Annotated in this window: 18 protein-coding genes; 4 read left to right on the top strand and 14 right to left on the bottom strand. The window is 65.1% G+C overall.

All coding sequences use genetic code 11. From position 1 onward, the window contains the following. Positions 1-24: 24 nt before the first annotated feature. The 5 genes from J2S45_RS03890 to J2S45_RS03870 all read right to left on the bottom strand — a co-directional run bounded on the left by J2S45_RS03890 (position 25) and on the right by J2S45_RS03870 (position 7,414). Entirely contained in the window at positions 25-1,563 is a 1,539-nt protein-coding gene (locus J2S45_RS03890) for a bifunctional folylpolyglutamate synthase/dihydrofolate synthase (RefSeq protein ID WP_307634602.1), read from the bottom strand. Further along, complete coding sequence (gene ileS, locus J2S45_RS03885) at positions 1,560-4,760, bottom strand: isoleucine--tRNA ligase (protein WP_307634601.1); 3,201 nt, start codon at positions 4,758-4,760, stop codon at positions 1,560-1,562. Before ileS ends, J2S45_RS03890 begins: the two co-directional genes overlap by 4 nt. A gap of 350 nt (positions 4,761-5,110) precedes the next feature. Continuing rightward, positions 5,111-5,845, bottom strand: a complete 735-nt coding sequence (locus J2S45_RS03880; protein ID WP_307634600.1) for an SDR family NAD(P)-dependent oxidoreductase — start codon at positions 5,843-5,845, stop codon at positions 5,111-5,113. Between the two features lie 197 nt (positions 5,846-6,042). After that, the gene (locus J2S45_RS03875) at positions 6,043-6,312 is read right to left on the bottom strand and encodes a hypothetical protein (protein WP_296929332.1); all 270 of its coding nucleotides are present in this window, start codon (positions 6,310-6,312) and stop codon (positions 6,043-6,045) included. A gap of 10 nt (positions 6,313-6,322) precedes the next feature. Continuing rightward, the gene (locus J2S45_RS03870) at positions 6,323-7,414 is read right to left on the bottom strand and encodes an alpha/beta hydrolase (RefSeq protein WP_296929330.1); all 1,092 of its coding nucleotides are present in this window, start codon (positions 7,412-7,414) and stop codon (positions 6,323-6,325) included. Positions 7,415-7,523: 109 nt separating this feature from the next. Between J2S45_RS03870 and proC the strand changes: the two genes are divergently transcribed. After that, positions 7,524-8,342 carry a pyrroline-5-carboxylate reductase gene (gene proC, locus J2S45_RS03865; RefSeq protein WP_307634599.1) on the top strand — a complete coding sequence of 273 codons (819 nt, stop codon included), beginning with the start codon at positions 7,524-7,526 and terminating at the stop codon, positions 8,340-8,342. A 27-nt stretch (positions 8,343-8,369) separates the two neighbouring features. Here the strand turns inward: proC and J2S45_RS03860 are convergent, their stop codons facing one another. Further along, a complete protein-coding gene (locus tag J2S45_RS03860; RefSeq protein ID WP_270974097.1) occupies positions 8,370-8,903 on the bottom strand; it encodes a hypothetical protein in 534 nt (177 codons plus the stop codon). 81 nt (positions 8,904-8,984) lie between these two features. Here J2S45_RS03860 and valS point away from each other — a divergent pair, with 81 nt between their 5' ends. After that, positions 8,985-11,615, top strand: a complete 2,631-nt coding sequence (gene valS, locus J2S45_RS03855) for a valine--tRNA ligase (RefSeq protein WP_307634598.1) — start codon at positions 8,985-8,987, stop codon at positions 11,613-11,615. A gap of 104 nt (positions 11,616-11,719) precedes the next feature. After that, entirely contained in the window at positions 11,720-13,546 is a 1,827-nt protein-coding gene (locus J2S45_RS03850; RefSeq protein WP_296929322.1) for an AMP-dependent synthetase/ligase, read from the top strand. A gap of 39 nt (positions 13,547-13,585) precedes the next feature. On the opposite strand, the gene J2S45_RS03845 is transcribed toward J2S45_RS03850, so the two are convergent. From J2S45_RS03845 to J2S45_RS03815, 7 genes are all read right to left on the bottom strand, one after another. Then, positions 13,586-13,882, bottom strand: coding sequence for a chorismate mutase (locus J2S45_RS03845; RefSeq protein ID WP_270974093.1), 297 nt, complete (start codon positions 13,880-13,882; stop codon positions 13,586-13,588). A 31-nt stretch (positions 13,883-13,913) separates the two neighbouring features. After that, on the bottom strand, positions 13,914-15,179 hold the full coding sequence (gene clpX, locus J2S45_RS03840) for an ATP-dependent Clp protease ATP-binding subunit ClpX (RefSeq protein ID WP_307634597.1): 1,266 nt from the start codon (positions 15,177-15,179) through the stop codon (positions 13,914-13,916). Between the two features lie 135 nt (positions 15,180-15,314). Then, positions 15,315-15,986 carry an ATP-dependent Clp protease proteolytic subunit gene (locus tag J2S45_RS03835; RefSeq protein ID WP_270974089.1) on the bottom strand — a complete coding sequence of 224 codons (672 nt, stop codon included), beginning with the start codon at positions 15,984-15,986 and terminating at the stop codon, positions 15,315-15,317. A 10-nt stretch (positions 15,987-15,996) separates the two neighbouring features. Next, entirely contained in the window at positions 15,997-16,623 is a 627-nt protein-coding gene (locus tag J2S45_RS03830; RefSeq protein ID WP_270974088.1) for an ATP-dependent Clp protease proteolytic subunit, read from the bottom strand. Between the two features lie 188 nt (positions 16,624-16,811). After that, on the bottom strand, positions 16,812-18,371 hold the full coding sequence (gene tig, locus J2S45_RS03825; RefSeq protein WP_296929315.1) for a trigger factor: 1,560 nt from the start codon (positions 18,369-18,371) through the stop codon (positions 16,812-16,814). A gap of 158 nt (positions 18,372-18,529) precedes the next feature. After that, a complete protein-coding gene (locus tag J2S45_RS03820; protein WP_307634596.1) occupies positions 18,530-19,498 on the bottom strand; it encodes an aldo/keto reductase in 969 nt (322 codons plus the stop codon). 212 nt (positions 19,499-19,710) lie between these two features. Continuing rightward, entirely contained in the window at positions 19,711-19,854 is a 144-nt protein-coding gene (locus J2S45_RS03815) for a hypothetical protein (RefSeq protein WP_296929311.1), read from the bottom strand. Between J2S45_RS03815 and mgtE the strand changes: the two genes are divergently transcribed. Next, positions 19,853-21,205 carry a magnesium transporter gene (mgtE, locus tag J2S45_RS03810; protein ID WP_307634595.1) on the top strand — a complete coding sequence of 451 codons (1,353 nt, stop codon included), beginning with the start codon at positions 19,853-19,855 and terminating at the stop codon, positions 21,203-21,205. The genes J2S45_RS03815 and mgtE overlap by 2 nt on opposite strands. Positions 21,206-21,305: 100 nt before the next feature. Here the strand turns inward: mgtE and J2S45_RS03805 are convergent, their stop codons facing one another. Further along, positions 21,306-25,802, bottom strand: a complete 4,497-nt coding sequence (locus J2S45_RS03805; protein WP_307634594.1) for a glycosyl hydrolase family 95 catalytic domain-containing protein — start codon at positions 25,800-25,802, stop codon at positions 21,306-21,308. Positions 25,803-25,815: the final 13 nt, after the last annotated feature.

Raw genomic sequence — 25,815 nt, 5'->3', positions numbered from 1 at the left:
CGTATACGAGGGGTCAGCGAAGTCCTAGGAGCCATCCACCTTCGGCCGGCCCATGACCGCGCGGGCGTTGGCAGCCAACACAATCGACCCCATCACCACCACGTGCGGGGTGGTCAGCTCCTCAGAATCGGCGCTCTCGGCCACATCAGCCGCATACACGATCGCGGCGTCCAGATGAGGTTCCACGGCGACACGGTCCTCGCCGAAGACCTCGCGGGCGAGCTCCGCGGTCTCGTCAATCGCCATGGCACGCTCCGAATCTAGGGAGGTGACGACCACCGAGTGGAAGTGCGGCTCAGCCACCGACAGGATGCCCTCCACGTCCTTGTCCGCCATCGCGGCGAAGACGAGAACGCGAGTTCCAGGGAAGTTCTCCTCGAGCGCCCCGACCGTCGCCTCGGCACCGGCAGGATTGTGTGCGGCGTCGACGAGCACGAGCGGTGACTTGCGCACCACCTCCATCCGGCCCGGAGAGTTCGTGGCCATCAGCGCGTGCTCGACCACGTCCCCGCTCCAGGCCCCGCCACCAAACAGGGCCTCCGCGGCCGCAAGCGCCACGGCCGCGTTGGTGGCCTGGTAATCGCCGTACATCGCCAGCGGAATATCCTCATAGACACCGGCCGGCGTGCGAACCGTGATGATCTGCCCACCCACCGCGTTCTCGCGGTGCAGAACCTGCAGGTTCTGGCCGTACTGGACATACTCGGCACGATTGGCGCGCACCGCCTCGTGAACCAGGTCGAGCACCTCCGGCTCCTGATAGGCGCTGATCAGGGTCGCGCCCGGCTTGAGGATGCCGAGCTTTTCCGTGGCGATGTCAGTCAGCTCGTATCCGAGCCACTTTTCGTGGTCGCGGGCCACAGTCATGAGCACGGCAACCTCCGCGTCAACGACGTTCGTGGCGTCCCATCTGCCGCCCATGCCCACCTCGACGACGGCGACGTCCACCGGCGCATCCGCGAAGGCGGCATAGGCCATGACAGTGAAGACCTCAAAGAAGGACATCCGCGGGCCGCCCTCGGCCTTCGACTTCTCGTCCACCCACGCCACGAAGGGAGCCACATCCTCCCACGCCTGGATGAAGGCAGCGGCAGAGATGGCCTGCCCGTCGATACTGATCCGCTCGCGCACCGAGTTCAGATGAGGAGAGGTGAAGCGACCGGTACGGAGCCCCCGCTCGCGCAGCAGAGCCTCGACCATGCGGGCCGTGGACGTCTTGCCGTTCGTGCCGGTGATGTGCACCGCACGGAAAGAACGCTGCGGGTTACCCATCATGTCCAGGCAGTCCGCGACGCGCTGGATGGAAGGCTGAACCTTGTGCTCCGGGGCGCGCTCCACGATCTGGGCGTAGATCTGGGCCACCTGCCGCTCGAGGTCAACCTGGTCGGCCAGCTGCTGGGTCGGGTCAGGTTCGGGAGCGTTCAGCACGTCGTCGAGCACGGACGGATCCGGGCCGACGACGAGCCGAGAGCGCAGGATGGCCTCCAGGTCGGCGTCGATCTCCTGACCCGCTTCCTGCCCAGTCAACGGGTCAGGACCCTCATCAAATTCCGATTCGCTCATAGCTTCTCCACGGTCACTTCGATACCCTCGCCACCACCGGCGACGCTCGCCTCGCGGGCCAGGGTCTCCGAGGCGATCATGTCAAGGTTGGCCTCAACAGCCGCCACTCGCTCATCGGGCACCCGCAGGGTCAGGCGGATCCGATCGGCCACGTGCAGGCCGTCGGCCTTGCGCTGGTCCTGGACCGCGCGAACGACGTCGCGGGCGTAGCCCTCCGCCTCCAACTCCTCGTCAAGAACGGTGTCGAGCACCACGAACGCACCCGAGTCGAGCACCTCGGCAACCGAGCCCGGGGCGGCCTCCACCGCCGTCGTGGCCACGAACTGGCCCGGCTCGAGCACGATGACAGGATCGACAAGCATGCGTGCCCGGTCCCCCTCCAGCTCCCAGGCGCCCTCGCGGGCCGCCTTGAACAGGGCGGAGGTGTGACGACGCACGGCCGGATCCAACTCGCGCGGGAGCACCGTGAGCTCCTTTCGCACCTCGAGGCCCGATTCCTCGGCCGTCTGAATCTTGACCTCCTTGACGTTGACCTCAGAGGCAATGAGTGAGGTGAACGGAGCCAGGTCCAGGCCGGTGACTACGGTCAGGGAGCGCAGCGGCTGGCGCACCCGCAGGGAATGAGCCTTCCGCAACGAGTGGGCGTGCGAGACGACGTCGCGTACCTCATCCATGACCTCGACCAGGTTCGCGTCGACGACATGCTCAGGCCACTGCGGCCAGTCAGTCATGTGGACCGAGCGCCCGCCCGTCAGGCCGCGCCAGATCTCCTCCGCAACCAGCGGCAAGAGAGGGGCGGCGATCCGCATGAGGGTCTCGAGGGCCGTGTAGAGCGTGTCGAAGGCGTCCGTGTCCTCGTTCCAGAAGCGATCACGCGACGTGCGCACGTACCAGTTGGTCAGCAGGTCGATGAACCCACGCACCTTGTGCGTCGCAGCCGGGATGTCCAGACCATCAAGATCAGCCTTGACGGCGTCAGCCAGTAGCTTCGTGCGCGACAGGAGGTAGCGGTCCATGACATCGAGGCCCGCAAGCGCCCCGGCGTCGTTGACGTCGATCGGCGAAGCCAGGTAGCCCTCCCCCTTGTTGCACGTGCCAGCATAGAGGGCGAAGAAGTACCACGTGTTCCACAGTGGGAGGATGACGTGGCGCATCGCCCCACGGATCCCCTCCTCGTTGACCACAAGGTTGCCGCCGCGAAGCACCGGGGAGCTCATGAGCATCCAGCGCACGGCGTCCGAACCGTACTGGTCGTACATCTCCATCGGGTCGGGGTAGTTGCGCAACGACTTGGAGGCCTTACGCCCGTCGTTGCCGAGCACGATCCCGTGCGAGATACAGGAGGTGAAGGCCGGGCGGTCAAACAGAGCGGTGGAGAGCACGTGCATGACGTAGAACCAGCCGCGGGTCTGGCCGATGTACTCAACAATGAAGTCGCCCGGGAAGTGAGACTCGAACCAGTCCTGGTTCTCGAACGGGTAATGCTTCTGGGCGTACGGCATCGAGCCCGAGTCAAACCAGACGTCGAGGATATCCGGGATGCGGCGCATCGTGGACTTGCCCGTGGGGTCGTCCGGGTTGGGGCGGGTCAGCTCATCGATGTAGGGCCGGTGCAGGTTCGGCTGCCCGTCCGGGCCAACTGGGAGGCGACCGAAGTCGGCCTCCAGCTCGGCAAACGAACCGTATACGTCGATGCGCGGGTAGGCCGGATCGTCCGACTTCCACACGGGGATCGGGGTGCCCCAGTAGCGGTTTCGGGAGATCGACCAGTCGCGGGCGCCAGCCAACCAGTTACCGAAAATGCCGTCCTTGATATGCTCCGGCTGCCAGGTAATCTGCTGGTTGAGCTCGACCATGCGGTCACGGAACTGGGTGACGGCCACAAACCAGGAGGTTACGGGCTTGTAGATGAGGGGCTTGCGGCAGCGCCAGCAGTGCGGGTAGGAGTGCACGTAGGACTGTTCGCGCACCAGCACCGAGCGGCGCTCGGCCGGGATGCGCTCCTGGGAGCCTGTGCCATCGCGCAGATCGTTCATGATCGGGCGGTTGGCATCGAAGACGTTAAGCCCGGCGTAGTCGCTGATATTGGGGAAGAACTTGCCCGCCGGGTCGACGGTCTCGACCACCTTGATGTCCGCCTCGGCAAGCACGAACATGTCGTCCTCACCGTAGGGGGCGATGTGGACCAGACCGGTGCCATCCTCGGTGGAGACATAGTCCGCCGTGCGGATCTGCCAGGCGTTCGGCCCCGGCTTGTCGCCCTCGCGCGTGTAGTAATCGAAGATCGGGTAGTACTTCTTGCCCTGCAGGTCAGCGCCCTTGTACTCGGCCACTACCTGCGGCTCCTCGCCAAGTTCCTTGGCGTATGCGGCGAGGCGCGCCTTTGCCAGCAGCACGTCCTGCCCGGCAAGCGGACCATCTGCGGGGCGCACGCACACGTAGTCAATCTCCGGGCCGACGGCGATGGCAAGGTTGGACGGCAACGTCCACGGCGTCGTCGTCCAAATGAGGGCCAACTCGCCCGACTCGAGGCGCAAGCCCACCGTCACGGTCTGATCCTGACGATCCTGGTAGACGTCGTCGTCCATCTTCAGTTCGTGGTTGGACAGCGGGGTCTGGTCGTTCCAGCAATAGGGCAACACGCGATAGCCCTCGTAGACGAGGCCCTTATCCCATAGCGTCTTAAAGGACCAGATGACCGACTCCATGAACGTGGGGTCGAGCGTCTTATAGCCGTTGTCGAAATCGACCCAGCGCGCTTGGCGGGTGACGTATTCCTTCCACTCCTTGGTGTATGTCAGCACCGAGGTTCGGCAGGCATCGTTGAACTTCTCGATGCCCATCTTCTCGATCTCGGACTTGTCCTCGATGCCGAGCACCTTTTCTGCCTCAAGCTCGGCGGGCAGACCGTGGGTATCCCAGCCGAATTCGCGGTCAACCCTCTTGCCCCGCTGGGTCTGATAGCGGGCGACGACGTCCTTGACGTATCCGGTCAAGAGGTGGCCGTAGTGGGGCAGGCCGTTGGCGAACGGCGGGCCGTCGTAAAAGACGAACTCGTCGCCGGTGCGCTGGTCGATGGAGGCCTGGAACGTGTCATCCTTCTCCCAGTAGGCGAGGACATCTTCCTCAAGCTGGGGGAAATTCGGGGAGGCCACGGCCTCGCCATCACGATGCAAGGGGTACTTTCGGCTGGTCATTTCTCTCCTCACCTGGAGCACGCCCGCCGACGCACTCCAGTTCTTCCTGAAGTTACTCGGCGAGGGCGACTTGCGCCGCGGTACCACCTCGCTTGCACAGTCTTCGCTGCGCCGCTTATTGGGGACGATGACGGATCCACCCGCCCGGTTCTACTGAGCCCGCTCGGGCCGTTCTTCCGGAAGCTCCCCGGTGATAGCCGGATCAAAGCCACGACCAATCTTAGTCAGGCACGCCCAAAGGTGCCATGTCACGCCCGGGCGGTGGACGTGATTTTGGCCGCGTACGCCTGCTCTCACGGGAAAGAACACCGTCGATTCTCCCCTCCGCGGGCGCGCGGGCGAGAACCGTGCTACGTGCGTGCCACCACCGTGTTCGAGGCCTGCGCGACCGGCCGGATGATCATCGAGTCGACGTTGAAGTGCGGCGGGAGACTGACGCACCAGCGAATCGCCTCCGCCACGTCCTCGGCCGTGAGCGGAGCCTCCACACCCGCATAGACTCTGTCCGCCGCGGCCTGGTCGCCGTGATAACGGTTGAGGGAGAACTCCTCGGTGTGAACCATCCCGGGCGCGATCTCGACGATCCGGACCGGCTTGCCCACCAGCTCCAGGCGCAGAGTGTTCGGGATCATGCGCTCAGCGTGTTTGGCCGCGGTGTATCCCGCACCGCCGGGGTAGGTGTCATGAGCCGCCGTCGACGTGATGTAGACTAGGGTGCCGCCGCTTTCCTCCATGTGGGGCAGCACAAGCTGGGTAACCTTCAGGCTCGCAAGGACGTTGAGTTCGTACATGCGCCGCCACTCCTCCACATTGCCCTCACCGACGGGGTCGGTGCCGAGCGCTCCCCCGGCGTTGTTGACGAGCACGTCCACCGGGCCGTGCTCGGCCAGGTAGGCTCCGATCGCATCCACGCCGTCGGCGAGCAGGTCACCCGCCACGTACTCACAGCCGGTCTCCTCCGCCAGCGCGCGTAGCCGATCCTCACGGCGCGCGGTGGCAATCACGCGCAGCCCGTCCTTGGTAAGCGCACGCACTGCCGCCGCCCCAATTCCCGACGACGCTCCGGTCACCAGTGCTGATGTCATGGCCACTCCTTTCCTCAAGGCAAGCCTACCGCGCGGCAGACCTCCGCGTGGACGAGCCGTGGCACACGACGCCGAGAGCTGACCGGGCGTTCACGGGGCATGAGCCTGCCGTTTCCCGTTCGCCTTTAGGGCCTTTTCGGCAAAATCCTCGGGAGAACCGCCGACAGAGGCTCACAACAGAACCCTCGAAGCGAGGGCTACCCGGCGAGCTCGGCGATCTGGTTGGCCAACTCGGAGAAGGAGTTATAGAAGTCGCCAAGCCGATTAATCAGCATGAACACGGCCATCACCGGCAGTACCACTGCGCCCGTGTAGAGCAGGGCGTCGAGGGCCTGCGAACGGCGGCGCGGGCGCTCGCTTCGGTTTGCCCGCCACAGGAGAGCGACGATGCACGCCACCCCGACCGCGACCACGATTGCCAGCAGCTTGAGGCTCGTCAGGCCAAAGGGGCTTCCCGCTTCCCACATCGTTTGCTCCTTACTTGCTTGCGTTCTGGACGGTCGATAGCCAGTCCACGACGTCGGGAAACTCCCTCACCCACACAACCCAGCCGTGTGAGCCGCTCGTGCGCATGTCGTGGTAAATCTTGGACGGGTCGGGTGCGGCGTCGACCACAGCCTGGGCGTCCCCAATGGTGCCGGGATCCTCGGTGGAAGAGACGAACATGAGGTTGCCCTGGCGCGGCACGTCCGCGATGAGGGCCGACAGGCGCTGGCTCTCCAACACCCCCGGCGTCTTCGGGAAGGAGTCCTCCAGCGGGAGGTCTATGCCGTGAAGCCACACCGCGCTGCCGTAGACGTCCGGGTGGAGGATGCCGATCCTGGCCGCGCAGTAGGCGCCCATCGATGGCCCGACCACGCTCCAGCCGGTGGCGTCGTCGGTGACCTGAAAGTTGGCTCGGATCGCGGCAGGCACGTCCCGAACAAACCAGGTCTCGGCCTTGTCACCGCCGACGACGTCGGCGCAGGTAGCAACGCGGCCTCCGAAGTTCATGTCCGAGGTGATGAGGATGGTGGGTGCAAGCCGCCCGTCGTCGATGGCCTTCTGAAGCTCCTCGGGCGCTCCGATCGCCGGGGCGATGGCCGATGCGTTGCCGGGCGTGCCGGGCAACAGGAGCATGACGTTGTACTCGACTCCGGGCTGCGGGTAGCCGCGCGGCACCCAGGCTCGCATCTCGGCCGTGATGCCGGATTCGGGCCCGTCCAGAGTCGCGGAAACCATTCCGGGGTCGGAGGACTCCTCCCAGGAAAGGACGTAGCGCGGGTCCGGCGTCGGCTCGGATGGCGTGGTGGTCGGGTCGGTCTTCACCGGCTCAACCTTGCCCTCGGCCGGGCTACCGCTGGCGAAGGATGCCACCTCGGTGAGGTTGCGGAAGAAGCCGAACTGGTAGTTGACGAAGGTAGCGAACATGACGAGCACGCACACTTGCGCGACAGCGATGACGAGGAGGCGCGCGGCTCCCCGCCAAAACCCCTTGCCGGGGATCGATACGAAGGCGAAGCCAGCCGCGGCAGCAACGATAGCGAACGCGGCGATTCCTAGCACCACCCAACCGTTTAAAAGATTCACAGAGCACACCCTAATCGCCCCCGCTTGATCTCGCGATCAGACCGTAGGTGGGTATCGGGCCCCGCGCCGGCATCCGTAGTAGTCTGCGAGATAGACACGGGAGGTAGCTATGATCGGTTTTGTTGGTACCGGCAACATGGGTGGGGCAATTTTGCGCGGCGTGCTCGCCGCGGGCGTCCTCGCCCCCGATGAGGTGATTTTCACCCGCACAAACGCACAGATGGGGCAGGCCCAGGCACATGAGACCGGGGCGCGCTTCGTCGCCAGCGCGCGAGAGGTTTACGAGGGCGCCGACATTGTGATCCTCGCCGTCAAGCCGCACGCGGTGGCGAAGGTGCTCTCGGAGCTGGGCAAGCCCAAGGGGAAGGTCATCGTGTCGGTGGCGGCGGGCCTGAACCTGGCCACGCTCGCTGCCCACGCCCCCGCAGGGTCCCCGATCGTCCGGGTCATGCCGAACGTCAACAGCCAGATCGGCGCCGGAATGAGTGCGCTGTGCGCGAACGACGCCGTGACCGAGGAACAGCTGGCCGCCGTGGAGCAGGTATTCGCCGCGGTGGGTCTCACCGCCCGCATCGCGGAGAAGGACTTCGCCGCGTTCTCCGCCATAGCCGGCTGCTCGCCGGCGTGGACCTACACCTACATCGACGCCCTCGCCCGCGGCGCCCTTGCGGCCGGCATGCGGCTCGATGAGGCGCGGCGGATCGCCGCCCAGGCGGTGCTCGGTTCGGCCCAGCTCGTTCTTGACCAGCTTGGCCGCCACACGCCCTCCGACCTGCGCGACCAGGTCACCTCTCCCGGCGGCACCACGATCGCGGGCCTGATCGCCATGGAAGCCTCCGGCTTCACCCCGGCTGTGATCGACGCCGTGAACGCCGCCATCGCCCGCGACGCCGAACTTGGCCAGGCCTCAAGCGTCAAGCCCGCCTAAAGCGTCAAGCGCTGTGCGCCAACCGCGCTAGTCTTCCCAGGTCAACACGTCTGTGACCCCGCGCACGACGACGACCGGGCAGCCCGGCCTCGTCAACACGCCCGCGGCCGCGGCCACCGCGTCGATGACGGATTCCCCGCCCTCCCGCTTCGCGTCGATGCCGGCCGCGGCGAGGGCGACGTCGAGCACTCCCCTTCCCGGCTCGCTGGTCCTGGCCGAGCCGGCGATGATGACACCGGGGCGGCCGCCGAAGCGTGCGGCGAGGCCGCGGCGGATCAGGCCGGCTTCCCTCTTCAGGTCGACGGGCGCCTTGAGGCCGAGTTGGTCGGGAATGCCGGCGCGTGTGCGAAAACCGTCGGGCTCTTCACCCGCCCGGTGCCACCGCCCCTGGACCTTGGCCACGATCTTGCCCGCGATGACCACGATGTCCTCCCCGCGCAAGCCGGTCGAGCCGTCGGGCCAGGTCAGCCCCGCGAGGTGGGGTGAGATGACGGCGGCGACGTCGTCGCCACTGGTCAGTGTCGGGATGCCGGGTACCGCCACGGCCTGCAGTGAAGTCATGCCCGAACTATAACGCCCGCACCGCCTAACCTCACACCGGCGAACGTGACCGGGCCTCGCCGATCGTGGAAGAATATCGTTATGACTGAATCACTGCGCACATCAGCCCACGTGCCGGCCAAGGTGAGCCTGGACGGCCTTGAGAACCGTTGGGGCACGGCCTGGGACGAGGAGGGCACCTACTCCTTCGACACGGAGACCACCCGGGAGGCGGTTTACTCGATCGATACCCCTCCGCCCACGGTATCGGGCTCGTTGCACGTCGGTCACGTCTTCTCTTACACGCACACGGATGTCCTCGCCCGCTATAAGCGCATGCGCGGCATGAATGTCTTCTACCCGATGGGCTGGGATGACAACGGGCTGCCCACCGAGCGTCGCGTGCAAAACTACTACGGTGTGCGCTGCGACCCGTCGTTGCCCTATGTGGAGGATTTTGTTCCCCCGCACGACGGCGGGGACGGCAAGTCGATCAAGTACGCCGATCAGTTGCCCATCTCGCGGCGTAACTTTATCGAGCTGTGCTGGAAGCTGACCGAGGCTGACGAGAAGCAGTTCGAGGCGCTGTGGCGCTACCTCGGCCTGTCGGTGGATTGGAAACAGAACTACCAGACGATCGGGATGAAGGCCCAGAAGGTTGCCCAAGCTGCCTTCATCCGCAACGTTCAGCGCGGGGAGGCCTACCAGGCGCAGGCGCCGGGCCTGTGGGATGTCACGTTCCAGACCGCGGTTGCCCAGGCCGAGCTTGAGGCGCGCGAGTATCCGGGTGCCTACCACTCGCTCCAGTTCCACACCCCGGACGGGGACGTCACCATCGAGACCACCCGCCCCGAGCTGTTGCCCGCGTGCGTGGCCGTTATCGCCCACCCCGACGACGAGCGCTACCAGCACCTCTTCGGCAAGACTGCGATCACGCCGGTCTTCGGCGTGCAGGTGCCGATTCTTCCTCACCCGATGGCGGAGATCGACAAGGGCTCGGGCATCGTCATGTGCTGTACGTTCGGCGACCTGACCGACGTGCAGTGGTGGCGCGAGCTTGGCCTGCCGATGCGCACGGTCCTGGGCAAGGACGGGCGCCTCGTGCGCGAGACGCCGGAGTGGATTACCTCGGATCTTGGCCGGAAGACCTTCGCCGCGATGGCCGGGGCCACCACGTTCACCGCGCGTAAGGTGCTGGTCGAAACGTTGCAGGAGACGGGAGAGATGATCGGCGAGGTCAAGCCGACCACCCGTATGACGAACTTTTTCGAGAAGGGCGACAAGCCGCTCGAGATCGTTCCCTCCCGCCAGTGGTACATTCGCAACGGCGGCCGGGCTTACACCGAGTCGAATGGCAAGGAGTTGCGCGAGAACCTGCTCGAGCGCGGCGAGCAGCTGGACTTTCACCCCGACTTCATGCGGGTGCGCTACAACAACTGGGTGGAGGGCCTGAACACCGACTGGCTGATCTCTCGCCAGCGTTTCTTCGGCGTCCCGTTGCCGGTGTGGTACAAGGTGAGCGAGGCGGGCGACGTCGATTACGACGCCGTGCTGTTGCCCACCGAGGACATGCTCCCGGTTGACCCGTCCTCCGATACTCCCCCGGGATTTGACGAATCTCAGCGCGGGGAGCCGGGCGGCTTCGTCGGCGAGGTGGACATCATGGACACGTGGGCGACCTCCTCGATGTCGCCGCAGGTAGCGGGCGGCTGGTTGACGGACGAGAAGCTGTTTAGCCAGGTCTACCCGATGGACCTTCGCCCGCAGGGCCAGGACATCATCCGCACGTGGCTGTTCTCCACGGTGGTGCGCGCCCACCTCGAGTTCGGCGGCCTGCCGTGGAAGCACGCGGCGATTTCGGGCTGGATCCTCGACCCGGACCGCAAGAAGATGTCGAAGTCGAAGGGCAACGTGGTGACCCCGATGAGCCTGCTGGAGAAGCACGGTTCGGATGCGGTGCGCTATTGGGCAGCTTCCGCCCGCCTCGGCACGGACGCCGCTTTCGACGAGCAGCAGATGAAGATCGGGCGTCGCCTGGCAATGAAGGTGCTCAACGCCTCCAAGTTCGCGCTTGGCATGGGCGGGCAGGGCCGGGTCGATCTTGACCTTGGCGCCGTCACGGAGCCGCTTGACCGGGCGATGCTCGCCGGGCTTTCCAACGTCGTCGAGCGCGCCACGGCTAGCTTCGAGGCCTACGACCACACTCGCGCCCTGGAGCTGACCGAAAGCTGCTTCTGGACGTTTTGCGATGACTACCTCGAGCTGGTCAAGGACCGCGCCTACGATCGTGACGGGGCCTACAGCGCCGCCGGGCACGCGGGGCGGGTCCGTTCAGCGCGTGTGGCCCTCAACCTGGCGGTCGACACCTTCCTGCGTCTTTTCGCCCCGGTGCTCCCCTACGCCACCGAGGAAGTCTGGTCTTGGTACCGCGAGGGCTCGGTCCACCGCGCCGCGTGGCCCACGCCTGAGTCGCTGGCCACTTCGGGCGATCCCGAGCTGGTAGCACTGGCCGGCACCGCGCTGGCGGCGCTTCGCAAGGTCAAGTCCGAGCAGAAGGTCTCCCAGCGCACAGCCTTCTCCTCCGTCACGCTGGAGATCCCCGCTGGCACCGCCGAGTCGCTCGAGCTGGTGCGCGCCGAGATCCTCTCCGCCGCCCACGTCGAAGGCGAGCTGACGGTGGTCGAGGCCGACGTGGTAGAACCGCAGGTCACAGCCTTCGAATTCAGCGCGTAACGTTCACCCTAGTGGCGGATTTCATGGCCGGGTGGGCCTGAAATCCGCCGCTTCTTACGCCGGCTACGGTACCGTAGCTTTATCGTCGATACGAAGGAGATTCGGTGAGCGAATACATCGAAGAAGAGGGAGTGTCATTCGTCCCCGGCAAGATGGAAGTCACGGACCAGATGACGGTCCCCGCGCTGATCCGGCGTCGTGCGCTGGAAATGCCGAAGAAGACGGCCCTCTACCGCAAGTCGACCATGGGTAACCAGTGGATCGGGGTCGGGTGGTCTCAGCTTTACGATGAGCTCCGAGCCCTCGCGCGTGGCTTCATCGCCCTCGGCCTGAAGCCCGGCGACCGCGTGGCGATCATGGCGCACACCTCCTACGAATGGTCGCTGTTTGACCTGGCGATCCAGTTCGCGGGCGGCTACGCCGTGCCAATCTACGAGACCTCCGTGCTCGACCAGGCCGAGTGGATCGTCAACGACGCCGGTTGCCGCTTTGCCGTCGTCGAGAGTCAGGCGATGGAGACCATGATGAGCCCGCTCCTTAAGGGGGACGTGCTCGAGCAGATCTTCGTCATCGCCGACGACGCCCAGGGCCGCATCTCCGCCATGGGTTCCCTGCACGACGACGACGAGATCGACCGGCGCATCGACGCCCAGAAGGCCGACGACGTGTGGACGATCATCTACACCTCGGGAACGACGGGCCGGCCGAAGGGCGTGGTCCTCACTCACCGCAACCTGCTCCACGTCGTCATCAACGGCCCGGTGGACGAGGGCCTCATGGACGTGGTCTCACGCAAGGACGCCCGCACGCTCCTGTTCCTGCCGATGGCCCACGTCTTTGCCCGCTTCATCAACGTCCTTGCGCTCTACGTGGGCACCGAGATCGGCTACAGCCCGGACACGCGCAACCTGGTAGCTGACATGCAGTCCTTCAAGCCTACCTACGTGCTGGCCGTACCGCGCGTGTTTGAAAAGATCTACAACGCGGCGGACGCGAAGGCGGGCAGGGGCATCAAGCTCAAGATGTTCCGCACCGCGGCGAAGGTGGCGATCGCCTACGGTCGGGCACTGGAGACGCCGGAGGGTCCGTCGGCCCAGCTCAAGGCCCAGCAGCGCATCTTCGACCGCCTCGTCTATTCAAACCTGCGCGAGATCATGGGTGGCAAGGTCAAGTACACCATTTCCGGCGGTGCCCCGCTCGGAAACCGGCTCGCGGCCTTCTTCACCGGCGCCGGCATCCAGGTCCTCGAGGGTTACGGCCTGTCGGAGACTGCCGCCCCCACCGCGGTCAACCGCGTGAATAAGACCCGCCTTGGCTCGGTTGGCCCGGCCTACCCGGGTTGCTACGTCAAGGCTGCCGAGGATGGGGAGATTCTCGTCAAGGGCGACCACGTCTTCAAGTGCTACCACAACGACCCGGAGGCCACGGCCGCCGTCTTCACGGAGGACGGCTGGTTCCGCACGGGCGACATCGGCCGCGTGGATGAGGACGAGTTCGTGTGGGTGACCGGCCGGAAGAAGGAGCTGATCGTGACGGCGGGCGGCAAGAACGTCGCCCCCGCCGAGCTGGAGGACCGGCTGCGCTCACACCCGCTCATCTCCCAGGTGGTGGTGGTTGGTGACAAGAAGCCCTTCGTCGCCGCCCTCGTCACCCTCGACGCCGAGGCGTTGCCCCAGTGGCTGTCCAATCGCGGCCTTCCCGCGATGTCCGTCACTGAGGCGATCAACGACCCGCAGGTCATCGCCGCGATTGACCGCGCCGTCAAGCGCACGAACGAACACGTCTCGCGTGCCGAGTCCATCCGCAAGTTCAAGATCTTGCCCGCGGATTTCACCATTGAGAATGGCTACCTGACGCCGTCGCTCAAGGTCAAGCGCACCGCCGTGATCCGTGACTTCGACTCAGCGATCGAGGAGATCTACACCAAGTAAGCCCGCCGCCCTGCCTTCCGCGCGTGGGAGCGTCCTCGCCTAGGCGTCCTTCTTTTCCGCCGCGATGCGTTCATGGTGTCGGATGACCTCGGCCACGATGAACTTGAGGAACTTCTCGGCGAAGACCGGGTCGAGGTCTGCTTCCTCCGCCAGGCGCCGGAGCCGCTCTACCTGGCGCTTCTCGCGCTCCGGGTCCGAGGGAGGTAGCGAGTGCTCGGCCTTGAGCAGACCGACCTGCTGAGTACAGCGGAAGCGTTCGGCGAGGATATGGATGAGCGCGGCGTCGAGATTGTCGATCGTCTTGCGGTAGACGCCGAGCTGGTCGGGGATCTCCATGGCTTCTCCTTCGCTCTGCACCGAGGGCGTGCTAGGCGGTCCTGTTCTTCCGGCTGGTGACGACGAGCGCCTCCCCCGTCCCGTCCACGACGTCGGCGTCGATGAGGACCTTCTCCACGTCGTCACGCGAGGGGATGTCGAACATGAGCTCGCGCAGGAGGTTTTCCATGATGGAGCGCAGCCCGCGTGCGCCCGTGCCGCGCTCGATCGCCTCCGAGGCGATCTTTTCCACGGCCGCGTCGGTGAACTCGAGCTTGACGCCATCCAGCTCGAACATCTTCTGGTACTGCTTGATCAGCGCGTTGCGTGGGGTCTTCAGGATCTGGACGAGGTCCTCCACCGTCAGGTCGTTGACTGTGGCGAGGACAGGCAGTCGGCCGACGAGTTCGGGGATGAGGCCGAACTTGTGCAGGTCCTCCGGGGTGGTCTGACAGAGCAACGCCCCGGAGTCCTGCGCCTCATGGAGGGAGGAGCCGAAGCCGATGCCGCGCTTACCCGTGCGCGAGGACACGATCTCTTCCATGCCCGCGAACGCGCCAGCGACGATGAAGAGGATGTTCGAGGTATCGATCTCGATGAATTCCTGCTGAGGGTGCTTACGTCCGCCCTGCGGGGGTACGGCCGCCACCGTCCCCTCGATGATCTTCAACAGCGCCTGCTGCACGCCTTCGCCGGAGACGTCACGCGTGATGGAGGGATTCTCGGACTTGCGGGAAATCTTGTCGATCTCGTCGATATAGATGATGCCCTGCTCGGCGCGCGACACGTCGCCGTCGGCGGCCTGGATGAGCTTGAGGAGGATGTTCTCCACGTCCTCACCCACGTATCCCGCCTCCGTCAGCGCAGTCGCGTCCGCGATCGCGAAGGGCACGTTGAGGATCTTCGCCAGTGTCTGGGCCAGGTACGTCTTGCCCGTGCCGGTGGGGCCAATGATGAGGATGTTGGACTTGCCGATCTCGACGTGGTCTTCCTTCTTCGCGTCCGCCACCGAGGTCAGGGAGCGGATGCGCTTGTAGTGGTTGTAGACCGCGACGGCGAGCGTGCGCTTGGCGGAATCCTGGCCGATCACATACTCGTTGAGGAAGTCATATATCTCCCGCGGGGTGGGCAGCTCCGCCTGGGGCTGGTCGCCACCGTCCGCGGCACCGAACTCCTCGGCGATGATCTCATTGCACAGCTCGATGCACTCATTGCAGATGTAGACACCCGAGCCAGTGATCAGCTTACGAACCTGGCGCTGGCTCTTTTGACAAAACGAGCACTTGAGCATGTCGGCCGCGTCTGCGGTACGAGTCATCTGGCAACCTCTTTCCTCTATACCCTCAATTCCACACCAAAACGCCGCACATAGCCAGTGCGGCGCGCCATACATGCTACGTGCGTGGGGGCGGCGCCGAAGCGCCGCCCCCACGCACCAAGCCTCAGGAAGGCCTTAACCCTGCTGGCGCGTAGCCTTACGGGAGACGAGCACCTGGTCGACAATCCCGTAGTCCTTGGCCTGTTCGGCCGTGAGGATCTTGTCACGCGAGATATCCTTCTCGATCGTGGCCGCCTCTTGGCCGGTGTGGCGAGCGAGGGTGTCGATGAGCCACTGGTTCATGCGGTCCATCTCCTCGGCGATGATCGCGATATCCGAGGCCTGGCCCTGGGCGCCCTGCATCGCGGGTTCGTGGATGAGCACGCGCGCGTTCGGAAGCGCGAGGCGGCGTCCCGGCGAGCCGCCGGCGAGCAGAACCGCCGCGGCTGAGGCCGCCTGGCCGAGGCACACCGTCTGAATCTCCGGCTTGACGTACTGCATCGTGTCGTAGATCGCGGTCAACGCCGTAAAAGAGCCGCCCGGGGAATTAATGTACATCGTGATCGGCGACTCCGGATCCTGGGACTCCAGCACGAGGAGCTGAGCCATGACGTCGTCGGCGGACGCGTCATCGACCTGGACTCCGAGGAAGATGATGCGATCCTCGAATAGCTTCGCGTACGGGTCCTGGCGCTTATAGCCGTAGGGCGTGCGCTCCTCGAAGCTGGGCAGGACGTAGCGGTTGGACGGCATCTGCGGAGCCATGCCACCGGCGAGCTGGGATGAGGGAAGTGAAAGTCCGTACATAATCCGCTCCTTAGTTCTCTGCCGCGGTGGAAGCGCCGCGATCCACGCCGCCGCCGCCGACGACGGCCGACGAGCTTTCGATAATGTGGTCCACGAAACCGTACTCGAGAGCCTCCTGGGCGGTGAACCACCGATCGCGGTCCGAATCCGCGAGGATCTGCTCCACCGACTTTCCGGTGTGCTTCGCGTTCAGCGCCGAAAGCTCCTCCTTCATCTTGAGGATGAGGTCAGCGTTGATGCGGATATCGGTGGCAGTTCCCTGCACTCCGCCGAGCGGCTGATGCATGAGGACCCGGGTGTGCGGGGTAATGTAGCGCTTGCCCTTCGCGCCGGCGGTGAGCAGGAACTGTCCCATCGACGCCGCAAGGCCCATGCCCACAGTCGCCACGTCCGGCTTGACGTACTGCATCGTGTCGAAGATGGCCATCCCCGCCGTGACGGAGCCGCCCGGCGAGTTGATGTAAAGGTAAATGTCCTTGTCCGGATCCTCGGCTGCGAGCAGCAGGAGCTGTGCGGAGATCATGTTCGCCAGCTCGTCCGTCACCTGATCACCCAGCCAGATGATCCTTTCCTTTAGGAGCCGATTAAAGATCGAGTCGCCAAGTGCGAGTTGGCCTGGCCCGGCTGATTGTGGCATGACGCCCCTCCTTCGCCCCCATGGGCGGATGTAGATGATAGATGCGTCCGCCCGTGGCGGCGGCGCGCTTCACTCAATCGATCCTAACGAAGCCCGCTCCCCCGGCCATTCCCGAAGCACCGACTTTTCGCTGTTGGCACATACAAAGGCGGGAGCGGCCTGGCCGCTCCCGCCCCCGCGCGTATGGTTTAAGCCTCGAGCTTGGAAATGAGGGTCTTGCGAGCCTTGCCGTTCTTCTCAGCCTCGAGCACGCGAGCCTTCTCGGCCTCGTCCGCGCCCTCGACGTAGGCGAGAACCTCGTCAACCTTGTGGTCGGCCGGGTCGAAGATATCGCCAGCAGGAGCCTCGCCGCCGTCCTCGGCCGCGGCATCGGCGTCGGCCTTCTTCTCGGACTTCTCGCTCTTCTCTGCCTTGGCTGCTACCTTCGCAGGCTTGGCGGTGAACTCGGGAACAACCTCGTCTTCGGGCTTCTCGCCGAGGATCGCGTCCACGTCCACGGCGTTGCCGTTCTCGTCCTTAACCTGGGCCAGGCGCAGTGCGGCCATGACAGCCTTGTTACGGGCGAGCTCGCCGGCGAACGCATTGAGCTGACCGGTGGAGACGGCGGCCTGGATGAACTGGTTCGGATCCATGCCGTACATCTGGGCCTGCGTCATGAGGAAGTCGAGCAGCTCCTCCTGGCCCACCTTGACCTTGAAGGCCTGGGCGTAGGTGTCGAGCAGCAGCTGGGTGCGCAGCGAGTCCTCGACATCCTTGCGGATCTCCTCGCCGTGCGGATCGCCTTCCTCCTTGCCCTCGTTGCGCAGGTGGTTGGCGATCTCCTCCTCGATCGGGCCCTGGGGAAGCGGGAAGTCCGAGGCCTCGATCAGCTGGTCAACGAGCGCCTGGTAGGCACCCGAGAGCTGCGAGTCAGCCTTCGACTTGGCCGCGCTCTCGCGAAGCGAGACCTTGAGCTCCTCGATCGTGTCGAATTCGGAGGCCATCTGCGCAAAGTCATCGTCGGCGTCGGGAAGCACAGATTCCTTCACGGAGTGAACCGTGACGGTCACGTTCGCCTCTTCGCCCTCGTGCTCGCCCCCGGCAAGCTTGGCGGTGAACTCAACGGTCGAGTCCGCAGTGGCACCCGTGAGCGCCTCGTCCTGACCCTCGAGCATGTTGGCGTCGCCGATGCGGTAGGACACGCCAGCGACGTCGTCCACCTCCTCCTCGCCGATCTTGGCCACGAGGTCGATGTTGACGTAGTCGCCCTCGGCGGCCGCGCGGTCAACCGTGGTCAGGGTGGCGAAGCGCTCGCGCAGAGCCTCGAGCTCAGCCTCAACGTCCTCGTCCGTCACCTCGACCGCCGGGACCTCAACAGAGAAGTCGGCCGGGTTCGGCATCCAGATCTCCGGGCGCACGTCCACCTCAACCGTAAACTTCAGGGCCGAGGTGTCCGCCTTGCCCTTCATCTCCGGGACCTCGCTGATCTCCACCTCGGGGCGCGACATCGGAACGATGCCCGTCTCCTTGACGGCGGCCTGGTAGTACTTGTCCAGGTTGTCATTGATGGCCTGCTCGATAATGTAGCCGCGGCCAATCTTCGACTCGACCACGCGGCGCGGAGCCTTGCCGGCACGGAATCCGGGGATCGCGACCTGCTTGGACAGCTCCTTGGCGGCCTTCTCGTAATCCGAATCAAATTCCTCGGCAGGGACCTCCACGCTCAGCTTGGCGCGGGTCTCGCTGATGTTCTCTACGATCTGCTTCACAGTACTCCACTCGAGTTAGGGACAACATGTCCGTTTATAGCTACACGTGTGCCCACAGCACACACCACCGATTATCATAGTTCACCTGCGCGCTCTTGCCCGCATTACCCACCATGAAAGGAACCACAGAACGGCGCGGTTGCGCGCACTGACGGCGCCTAGAAGAGCGCGACCTTACCTGCCGGCGGGAAAATCTCGTCGAGTGCGGCGAGGTCGGCGTCGTCGAGCTCAATGTCCACCGCCTTGGCGTTGGAGGCGATCTGCTCCGGCCTGGTCGCGCCGGCGATAATGGAGGCCACCGGGTCCTGATGGGCGAGCCAGGCGATGGCGAGGTCGGCCTGGGCAAAACCGCGTTCCTCGCAAAAGCCACGGTAGCGGCGCAGCTGGTCCATATCCGCCGCCTCCAGCTTGGGATCGCCCGCCTTCAGCCGCCCACCCTCAGGGACGGCGTCGGTGTACTTGCCGGTCAGCAGTCCGGCAGCCAGCGGGAAGTAGGGCACCACACCAAGGCCGTAGTAGCGGGCAGCTGGCAGGATCTCCTGCTCGGCGCGCCGGTCGATGAGGTTGTAGTGGTTCTGGGTGGCCACGAGCTTGCCGCGGCTGGCAAGCTGCGCGGTGGCCGCCGTCTGCCAGCCAGCCATGTTAGACACGGCGTAGTAGCGGATCTTGCCCTGATCGACGGCGCTTTCCAACGCGTCGACGGTCTCCTCGAGGGGCGTGCGAGGATCGGGCGAATGATAGTAATACAGGTCGATGTAGTCAGTGTCGAGCCGGCGCAGCGAGTCCTCGAGACAGGACAGCATGTACCCGCGCGAACCGCGCGCGCTGACCGGTGAGTCTTCCTTGAGCCGCATGCCGAACTTCGTGGCGATCACGACCTCCTCGCGCCGGGCCCCCAGCGCTTTGCCCAGCAACTTCTCCGACAGTCCCGTGCGCTTGCCGTACACATTGGCCGAATCAAAGTAGGTGATCCCGGCCTCCAGCGCCGCGTTCACGACGGCGGCCGCGCCCTTCTCGTCCTCGCTCATCGTCCCGGCCCGACCCAGGTTGTTGGCACCGTAACCCAAAACGGAGACGGTCAGCCCCGACTCCCCCATGCGCCTGCATTCCATGTCTCCTCCGCTCATGTCGAGTTCCCCATCAGTCTACGGTGCGCCCGGGACGTGGGCGAGGATCATGGCTGACAGCGAAGCCGCAAGGCGAGGCCCGGCGTCGGCTCCACCGCAAACGAGGTGTGGCGGCGGTAATGGCCAAGCCCGGAGAATGCGGCTACACTGGTCTCGCCCCGACGCCGACCGCCGAAAGTGAGGTGAGGACCCGTGAACAGTGACAGTTCTCGTCACCGAAGCAAGACCACGTCCTCCCTGCCCGACGGCGGCTCCCGCGCGTCGTCGTTCTGAGCGCCGCAGCCGCTGATCGTCGGCACCTGGGGACGTGGTGAGTTGAGCCATGCCACCGGCTCCTCCACGTAAGGAAGCACCATGAGCCAGAACGTTGACGTCAACTCCGTCCTCGAAACGATCCAGCCCGAGCTGTCTGCGGGCAAGTTCGCTGCCGTCGTTGAGCACGTCTCCCTCGCCAGCCCGGCCCAAACCGCCGACATCCTCGAGCGTCTGCCCGAGCGCCAGCAGCCCGTCTTCTACCGGCTTCTGCCCAAGGACCGCGCCCTCGCCGTCTTCGACATCCTGAGCCCTCGCCAGCAGTCCGACCTCATCAAAGGGCTGCAAAACCGCGAGGTCGTGGAAATCTTCGACTCCCTTGACCCCGACGACCGCGCACTCCTCCTCGACGAGCTACCCGCCAACCTCTCCACCCGGCTCCTGAGAGGCCTGAGCGGCGACAAGCGCCGCCACACCACCGACCTCCTCGGCTACCCCAAGGGCTCGATTGGCCGGCGCATGTCCCCGCACGTTGTCTCCACCCGGGAGACCTACACCGTGGGCCAGACCCTCGCGCGGATCAAGAGCCGCCTCGAGGACGCCGAGACCATCTACACAATCCCGGTGGTCGACGACGCACGGCGCGTGGTCGGCGTCGTCGGCCTGCGTCAGCTACTGGGGGCCACGCCCGAGGTGATGATCCGCGATCTCATGTCCGCCGTCCACGTGGCCAGCGCCTACCACTGCGCCGAGGACGCCGCCCGCCTCTGCTTCGAGCTCCGATTGCTTGCCATGCCGATCGTCGACAGCGAGGGGCGCCTCCTCGGGATCCTCACCGTCGACGACGCCGGTCGTATCATCGAACACGCCGAGACGGAGGACACGGCCATGCAGGGTGGCGTGGAGCCGCTCGGGCGCCCCTACTTCTCCACCCCGGTGTGCTCGCTTGTGCGTTCCCGGATCGTGTGGTTGGCCGTCCTCGCCGTCGGGGCCGCCCTGACCGTTCACGTCCTGTCCATCTTCGAAACGACGCTCGAGCAGGTCACGGCCCTCGCACTCTTCGTGCCCTTGCTGATCGGCACGGGTGGCAACACGGGCAACCAGGCGGCGACCACGGTCACGCGCGCGCTCGCCCTCGGCGACGTCCGCGGTTCGGATCTGCTGCGCGTACTCGGGCGAGAGTTCACGGTGGGACTCACCCTCGGCGCATTGCTCGGCACACTCGGGGCCGTCATCACCGGCGTCATCTTCGGCCTTTCCATCGGCGTGACGATCGGGCTGACGCTGTTGGCCGTGTGTACGATCGCGGCGAGCATCGGCGGCGTCATGCCCATGATCGCCAAGAAGCTCGGGACGGATCCCGCCGTGTTCTCCAACCCCTTCATTTCCACCTTCGTCGATGCCAGTGGGCTGATCGTCTACTTCCTCATCGCCAAAGCAGTGCTGGGGATCTGATAGGAGTGGCGGGTGTGGGTGTGGGCCCGGGATTCCCTCCGGGCCCACACGTATCTAGCATGGCGGGTAGGGCCCATTCGTGGGCCCTGCCACCGGTCCGCTAACTGATCGCAACCATCGCAGACCACCCATGACCAACCTGGCGGGCAACACCCCACCAGCCATTGGCCTGGTTCTTGTAGGCAAACATCTTCCCATCCTCGCGGATACCGATCAGATCCAGGCGCCCATCACCATCCACGTCACCGGGGATGGTGGCCTGGACGAAGGAATCCCAGCCATGACCAATCTGGCCCACACCATAGACCCCGCCATCAGCATTACCCGCATAGGCATACATCACCCCATCGGCACTGATCGCCACCAGGTCACTGTAAGAGCTGCCCACGAACTGGCCCGGGGCCAAAATCGTGGTCATCGCCGACCAGCCATGACCAATCTTCGTCCCCCCAAACAAGCCACCATCACCGACCTGGTAACGGTACAAGTCACCACTAGCCACCTCACGGGCCACCACATAATCCGCCCTCGAAGCACCAAGCTTGCCGGCATAGACAATATTGTCCATACCATTCCAGCCATGGCCCGCCTGAACGCCCTTGGTCAAGAACCCATCACCTTGCGAGTGGAAGTAGTACAGGTCTCCGTTGTCGTAGCGCACCAGGAGGTCGGCGCGCAGGTCACCATCAAGGTCCCGGATCGCGCTGATGTCCGTGATCGGCCGCTCAGCGCAGCCCACGATGCCCTTATGGTAGAACCCGCCCGTGCCATCGTTGACGTAGAAATGGATAGCCCCAGACTCATCTACCGACCACAAGTCAGCAAAACGATCACCCGTAGCATCACCCAACACGCCACTCCCGCGCGCCGGCGACACCGGACGATCCATCACCTGACACTGCCCCGGCACCAGCTTGGCGATCTCCTGCGCCGTCATCGGCCGCGTCTGAGACTCAGTGGTCACAACCGGGTCACCGGCAACCCACTTCTCACCGTCCCACACGTAGTCGGTGGTGGTCACCGTCCGTTCCTGATTAAACGTCCGATCCTCCACATTCGGGGTCGTATCCTTCCACTGCGAAACCTCAACCTTCGCCTCCGGCTTCTCCGGGCGCGGGACGTCAAGCGCAGACAGGGTGTAGCTATGCCCCGCCTCGGTGGCGAAGGAGACGTGGGTGGCATCGAGATTTGTAAGCGCGATGCGCTCTCCCGAGTCCGCATTCCCGTCAACGATCACGGACTTAAACTGGTCGGCCCCGTCGAAGGCGAGCACGGCGTCGCCGCCCTTGTTGGACGTCACAGCGACGGTCTTCACCTTGCCCCCGGCCCACGTGAAGTCGAGGTCGAAGTTGCCGCGCGCCTTCAGGCCCGACACGCTGCCGTCCGCCCACGCGCTCGGTAGCGCCGGCAACAGGTGAATGTAGTTGTGATAGGCCACTCCGTCCTTCTCAAATGTCGAGTTCGACTGTGCGAGCATCTCATTGACGCCCGACGTATTGCCAAAGTTGCCGTCAATCTGGAAGGGCGGATGAGCATCAAACAGGTTGGGATACATCGCGTTCTTCAGCTGCTTGGTGATGAGCAGGTAGGCGCGGTCGCCGTCGCCGGTGCGTGCCCAGGAGTTGATGCGCTGACCAACGCCCCAGCCGGTCGCGTCGTCGCCACGCTGGTTGAGTGAAACCTTCGCGGCATCCATGTAGGTGGCGTTGTCGACCGTGATGAGGTCGCCCGGGAAGAGCCCCAGCATGTGGGACAGGTGGCGGTGGCCACTCTGGTAATCCGAGATCGGCCGGCCGGCCTTGTCCTTGCCGAGGCCACCCTCGAAGAACCACTCCTTGATCTGGCCGTCATTGCCCACCTCAATGGGCTTCAGTAGGCTCTGAGCACACGACCACGAGCGGTTGGCGTCTGCCACGAACGCGCCGGAATCGTCCTTGCGCCAGTTGTCCACCGAGCACTGCCCCTCCGCATTTACCAGGTCCGAATCCACCCCGAGCGCCTTCGCGGACTCCTGCGCGTCCTGCAGCAGCTGCCACACGAGGGAGCTTTCGTAGGTGTTGCCGTCAGTGCCCAACGGGCCGTGCTCGGGCGAGTAGGCCACGCCCGTGGTCAGGCGAGGCTTGCCGTCGGCGGCGTCAATGTTGCCCTTCTTGAGCATGTAATTGACGTAGAAGTTCGCCTCTTCCTTCAGCATCGGGTAGATCCGATCGCGCAGGGCCGCCTCGTCGCCCGTGTACTCGTAGTACTCGTAGACATTCTGCAGGATCCACGGCACCGCCGCCGGACTCCAACCCCACGAGAACGCCTCGCCCGGCGTCGTCCAACCGTATGCCGTGTTTTCGGTGTGGGCCATAAAGCCCGCACCCTCGCCGATCTTCGTCCCTGCCTCCGTCTGCGCACCGGCGTACACCTTCGCCGTGACACGGCCCGGCTCCACGAGGCCCTCCACGTAGTCAAGGAGCGGCAGCGCCGACTTCTCCAGGTTGGATGAGTAGGTCGGCCAGTAGTTCATCTGTAGGTTGACGTTGAGGTGGAAGTCGGCGCCCCACGGGGTGCGTCCGTGGGCGTTGTCGTCGGCCGTGGAGGACCAGATGCCCTGGAGGTTGGAGGGCAACTGGCTGTTCTGCCGCGACGACGCCACCGTCAGGTAGCGCCCGTAGTTGTAGACGAGGGTCTCCAGCGTGCGCTTCTCAGCCTTGCTCGCCCTGTCCTGCTTGTAGGCGGTGAGGAGCGCGTCAGTGGGCTTGGCGCCCTCGCCGAAGCTTGCCGCCTGCCCCAGATCGAGCTTGACCCGCCCATAAAGCGCCGAATGATCCGCGACGTGAGACGCCCGAACGGCGTCGTAGCCCTTCGCCGCCGCCGCGTTCACGACGCCGGCCAGCCGCGTATCGAGCTGCTGTGCAGTTTCCCCGGTGCGGTATGCCGGGTAGCTCGCCTTGTAATCGGTGCCCGCCGCCACGTAGAGCGTGACCTTCGTCGCGTTGGACACCGTCAGCGCGTTATTACCCGCGGACGGCGTGACCGTGGCGTCATCTCCTTCGACGACCGCACGGATCTTCGCGTTGTAGAGTAGCCCGTTGTTGGCGAGCGCACCCGAGGAGGTGAGCGTGTCGCCGTCGACCCGCACCGACGCGCCCGACTTGCTCCACCCCTCGTTCAAAGGCAACGCCACGTCGAAGCCCAACCTATTGTCACCGACGGCCTCGAGATGGGCGACCATGACGTCGTCGGGGTTGGAGACGAAGTAGTCGCGCGTGTAGTCCGTGCCGTCGTAGTTGAAGTGGACGTTTGCCACGCCCGTCGTCAGATCGAGTGAACGCTGGAAGTAGAAGACGTCAGCGTTGTCGGGGATGTTCGACGTGATCGTCAGGTCGCCCCAGTTCTGGAAGGATCCCTGCTGGCGCGCGTCGAAGCCACCGGTGAGACCACTCGTGTTGGCCACCGTAGTTGCGCCGCCGTCTAGCTCACGGTTGAGCGCGCGTAGGGCTGCGCCGTTGCGCCCGCGGCCGGCTTCGTTGCCACCCACGTAGGTGCGCCCCTTGGCGGGTCCGCCCGTCCACAGCGTCTCCTCGTTGAAGGTGATCCTCTCCGAGCCGACCTCACCCCAGACCGTTCCCCCGACCTTACCGTTGCCGATCGGGAGCGTGGTGCGCTGCCAGCGGTCGTCCTTGCCGCCCGACTGAAGGTGATTACCCGTGCCAACCCAGCCCGCGGCGGTGTCGGAGGCGGGCTGGTTGTACCACAACACGTCGTCGTCGGCCATCGCCGCCACCTGCTCGTCCCACGCGCGCGGGCCCTCCGGCGCCTGCGGCTCGGACTCGAACTCGCCGCTCACGCGCAAGGTTGGGGCGTCGGCCGCCGTCAACCCGCCCAGGGCCGCGATGCCCTCGGTGGAGGCGAAACGGAGCTCCATCCCCTTCGTCTCACCGATCGCGAAGGTCAGAAGGCGGTCACCGGCTTCGAATGCCGAGCGAACCATGTCCGTGACGTCGATCGTCACCGCCTTGCGCTTGTCCGCGGGGATTGTCATTGTGTCCGAAGTGTAGCGGCCCGCCGCGGCGACCGGGAATTCGTCGGCGTAGGCCACGTCGTCGGCGGTGAGGGTAAAGCTCGGACGGGTTGCCCACGTCGCCGCGTCAGTCGCGCAGTTCGTCGCGCCGTTCGTGCAGGTGGCGGTATCGACGAGGGCGACGCCGACCTGCGCCTGCTCCGTGCCCTGCAAGTTGTTCACGACGTGCCCAATGTACGTCAGCTGAAGGGTTGCCTGCTCCGGGGCCTTGAGAAGCGAGCCCAGGTCGAAGGAGATCATCCCCATCTTCGCGTCGGTCTGATCCGAGACGTCAGCGGAGACAAATCCTTCACCGAAGAGCCCGTAGGGCTGATTGGGGGTCGAGGCTCCCCCGCGCGTCGGATGCAACGTACCGATGTACGGCTTTCCGGCGTTTGTCTGCATCTTCTCCGACGCCCACGCCTGCAACGTGGTGTCCGCTGCGGCTGAGAGATCCTTCTCGGTCGTAGCGGCGAGCGCAGGCAGGCTCCCTGCGCTCAGTATTAGCGCAATCGTTGCGACTGCGGCAATGCGACTTCTTATACGCATGAGGCGTTCACAG

Origin of the sequence: Trueperella abortisuis (assembly GCF_030811095.1) — a bacterium.
In the GTDB taxonomy this organism is placed as follows: Bacteria; Actinomycetota; Actinomycetes; order Actinomycetales; family Actinomycetaceae; genus Trueperella; species Trueperella abortisuis.
This window is presented reverse-complemented; position numbering and strand designations above follow the sequence as displayed.

Excerpts from the sequence above, each read along its gene's own strand:
- J2S45_RS03890 (WP_307634602.1), bottom strand. The coding sequence starts at position 1,563 with ATGAGCGAATCGGAATTTGATGAGGGTCCTGACCCGTTGACTGGGCAG.
- ileS (WP_307634601.1), bottom strand. The coding sequence starts at position 4,760 with ATGACCAGCCGAAAGTACCCCTTGCATCGTGATGGCGAGGCCGTGGCC.
- J2S45_RS03880 (WP_307634600.1), bottom strand. The coding sequence starts at position 5,845 with ATGACATCAGCACTGGTGACCGGAGCGTCGTCGGGAATTGGGGCGGCG.
- J2S45_RS03875 (WP_296929332.1), bottom strand. The coding sequence starts at position 6,312 with ATGTGGGAAGCGGGAAGCCCCTTTGGCCTGACGAGCCTCAAGCTGCTG.
- proC (WP_307634599.1), top strand. The coding sequence starts at position 7,524 with ATGATCGGTTTTGTTGGTACCGGCAACATGGGTGGGGCAATTTTGCGC.
- J2S45_RS03860 (WP_270974097.1), bottom strand. The coding sequence starts at position 8,903 with ATGACTTCACTGCAGGCCGTGGCGGTACCCGGCATCCCGACACTGACC.
- valS (WP_307634598.1), top strand. The coding sequence starts at position 8,985 with ATGACTGAATCACTGCGCACATCAGCCCACGTGCCGGCCAAGGTGAGC.
- J2S45_RS03845 (WP_270974093.1), bottom strand. The coding sequence starts at position 13,882 with ATGGAGATCCCCGACCAGCTCGGCGTCTACCGCAAGACGATCGACAAT.
- clpX (WP_307634597.1), bottom strand. The coding sequence starts at position 15,179 with ATGACTCGTACCGCAGACGCGGCCGACATGCTCAAGTGCTCGTTTTGT.
- J2S45_RS03835 (WP_270974089.1), bottom strand. The coding sequence starts at position 15,986 with ATGTACGGACTTTCACTTCCCTCATCCCAGCTCGCCGGTGGCATGGCT.
- J2S45_RS03830 (WP_270974088.1), bottom strand. The coding sequence starts at position 16,623 with ATGCCACAATCAGCCGGGCCAGGCCAACTCGCACTTGGCGACTCGATC.
- J2S45_RS03820 (WP_307634596.1), bottom strand. The coding sequence starts at position 19,498 with ATGAGCGGAGGAGACATGGAATGCAGGCGCATGGGGGAGTCGGGGCTG.
- mgtE (WP_307634595.1), top strand. The coding sequence starts at position 19,853 with ATGAGCCAGAACGTTGACGTCAACTCCGTCCTCGAAACGATCCAGCCC.
- J2S45_RS03815 (WP_296929311.1), bottom strand. The coding sequence starts at position 19,854 with ATGGTGCTTCCTTACGTGGAGGAGCCGGTGGCATGGCTCAACTCACCA.
- J2S45_RS03805 (WP_307634594.1), bottom strand. The coding sequence starts at position 25,802 with ATGCGTATAAGAAGTCGCATTGCCGCAGTCGCAACGATTGCGCTAATA.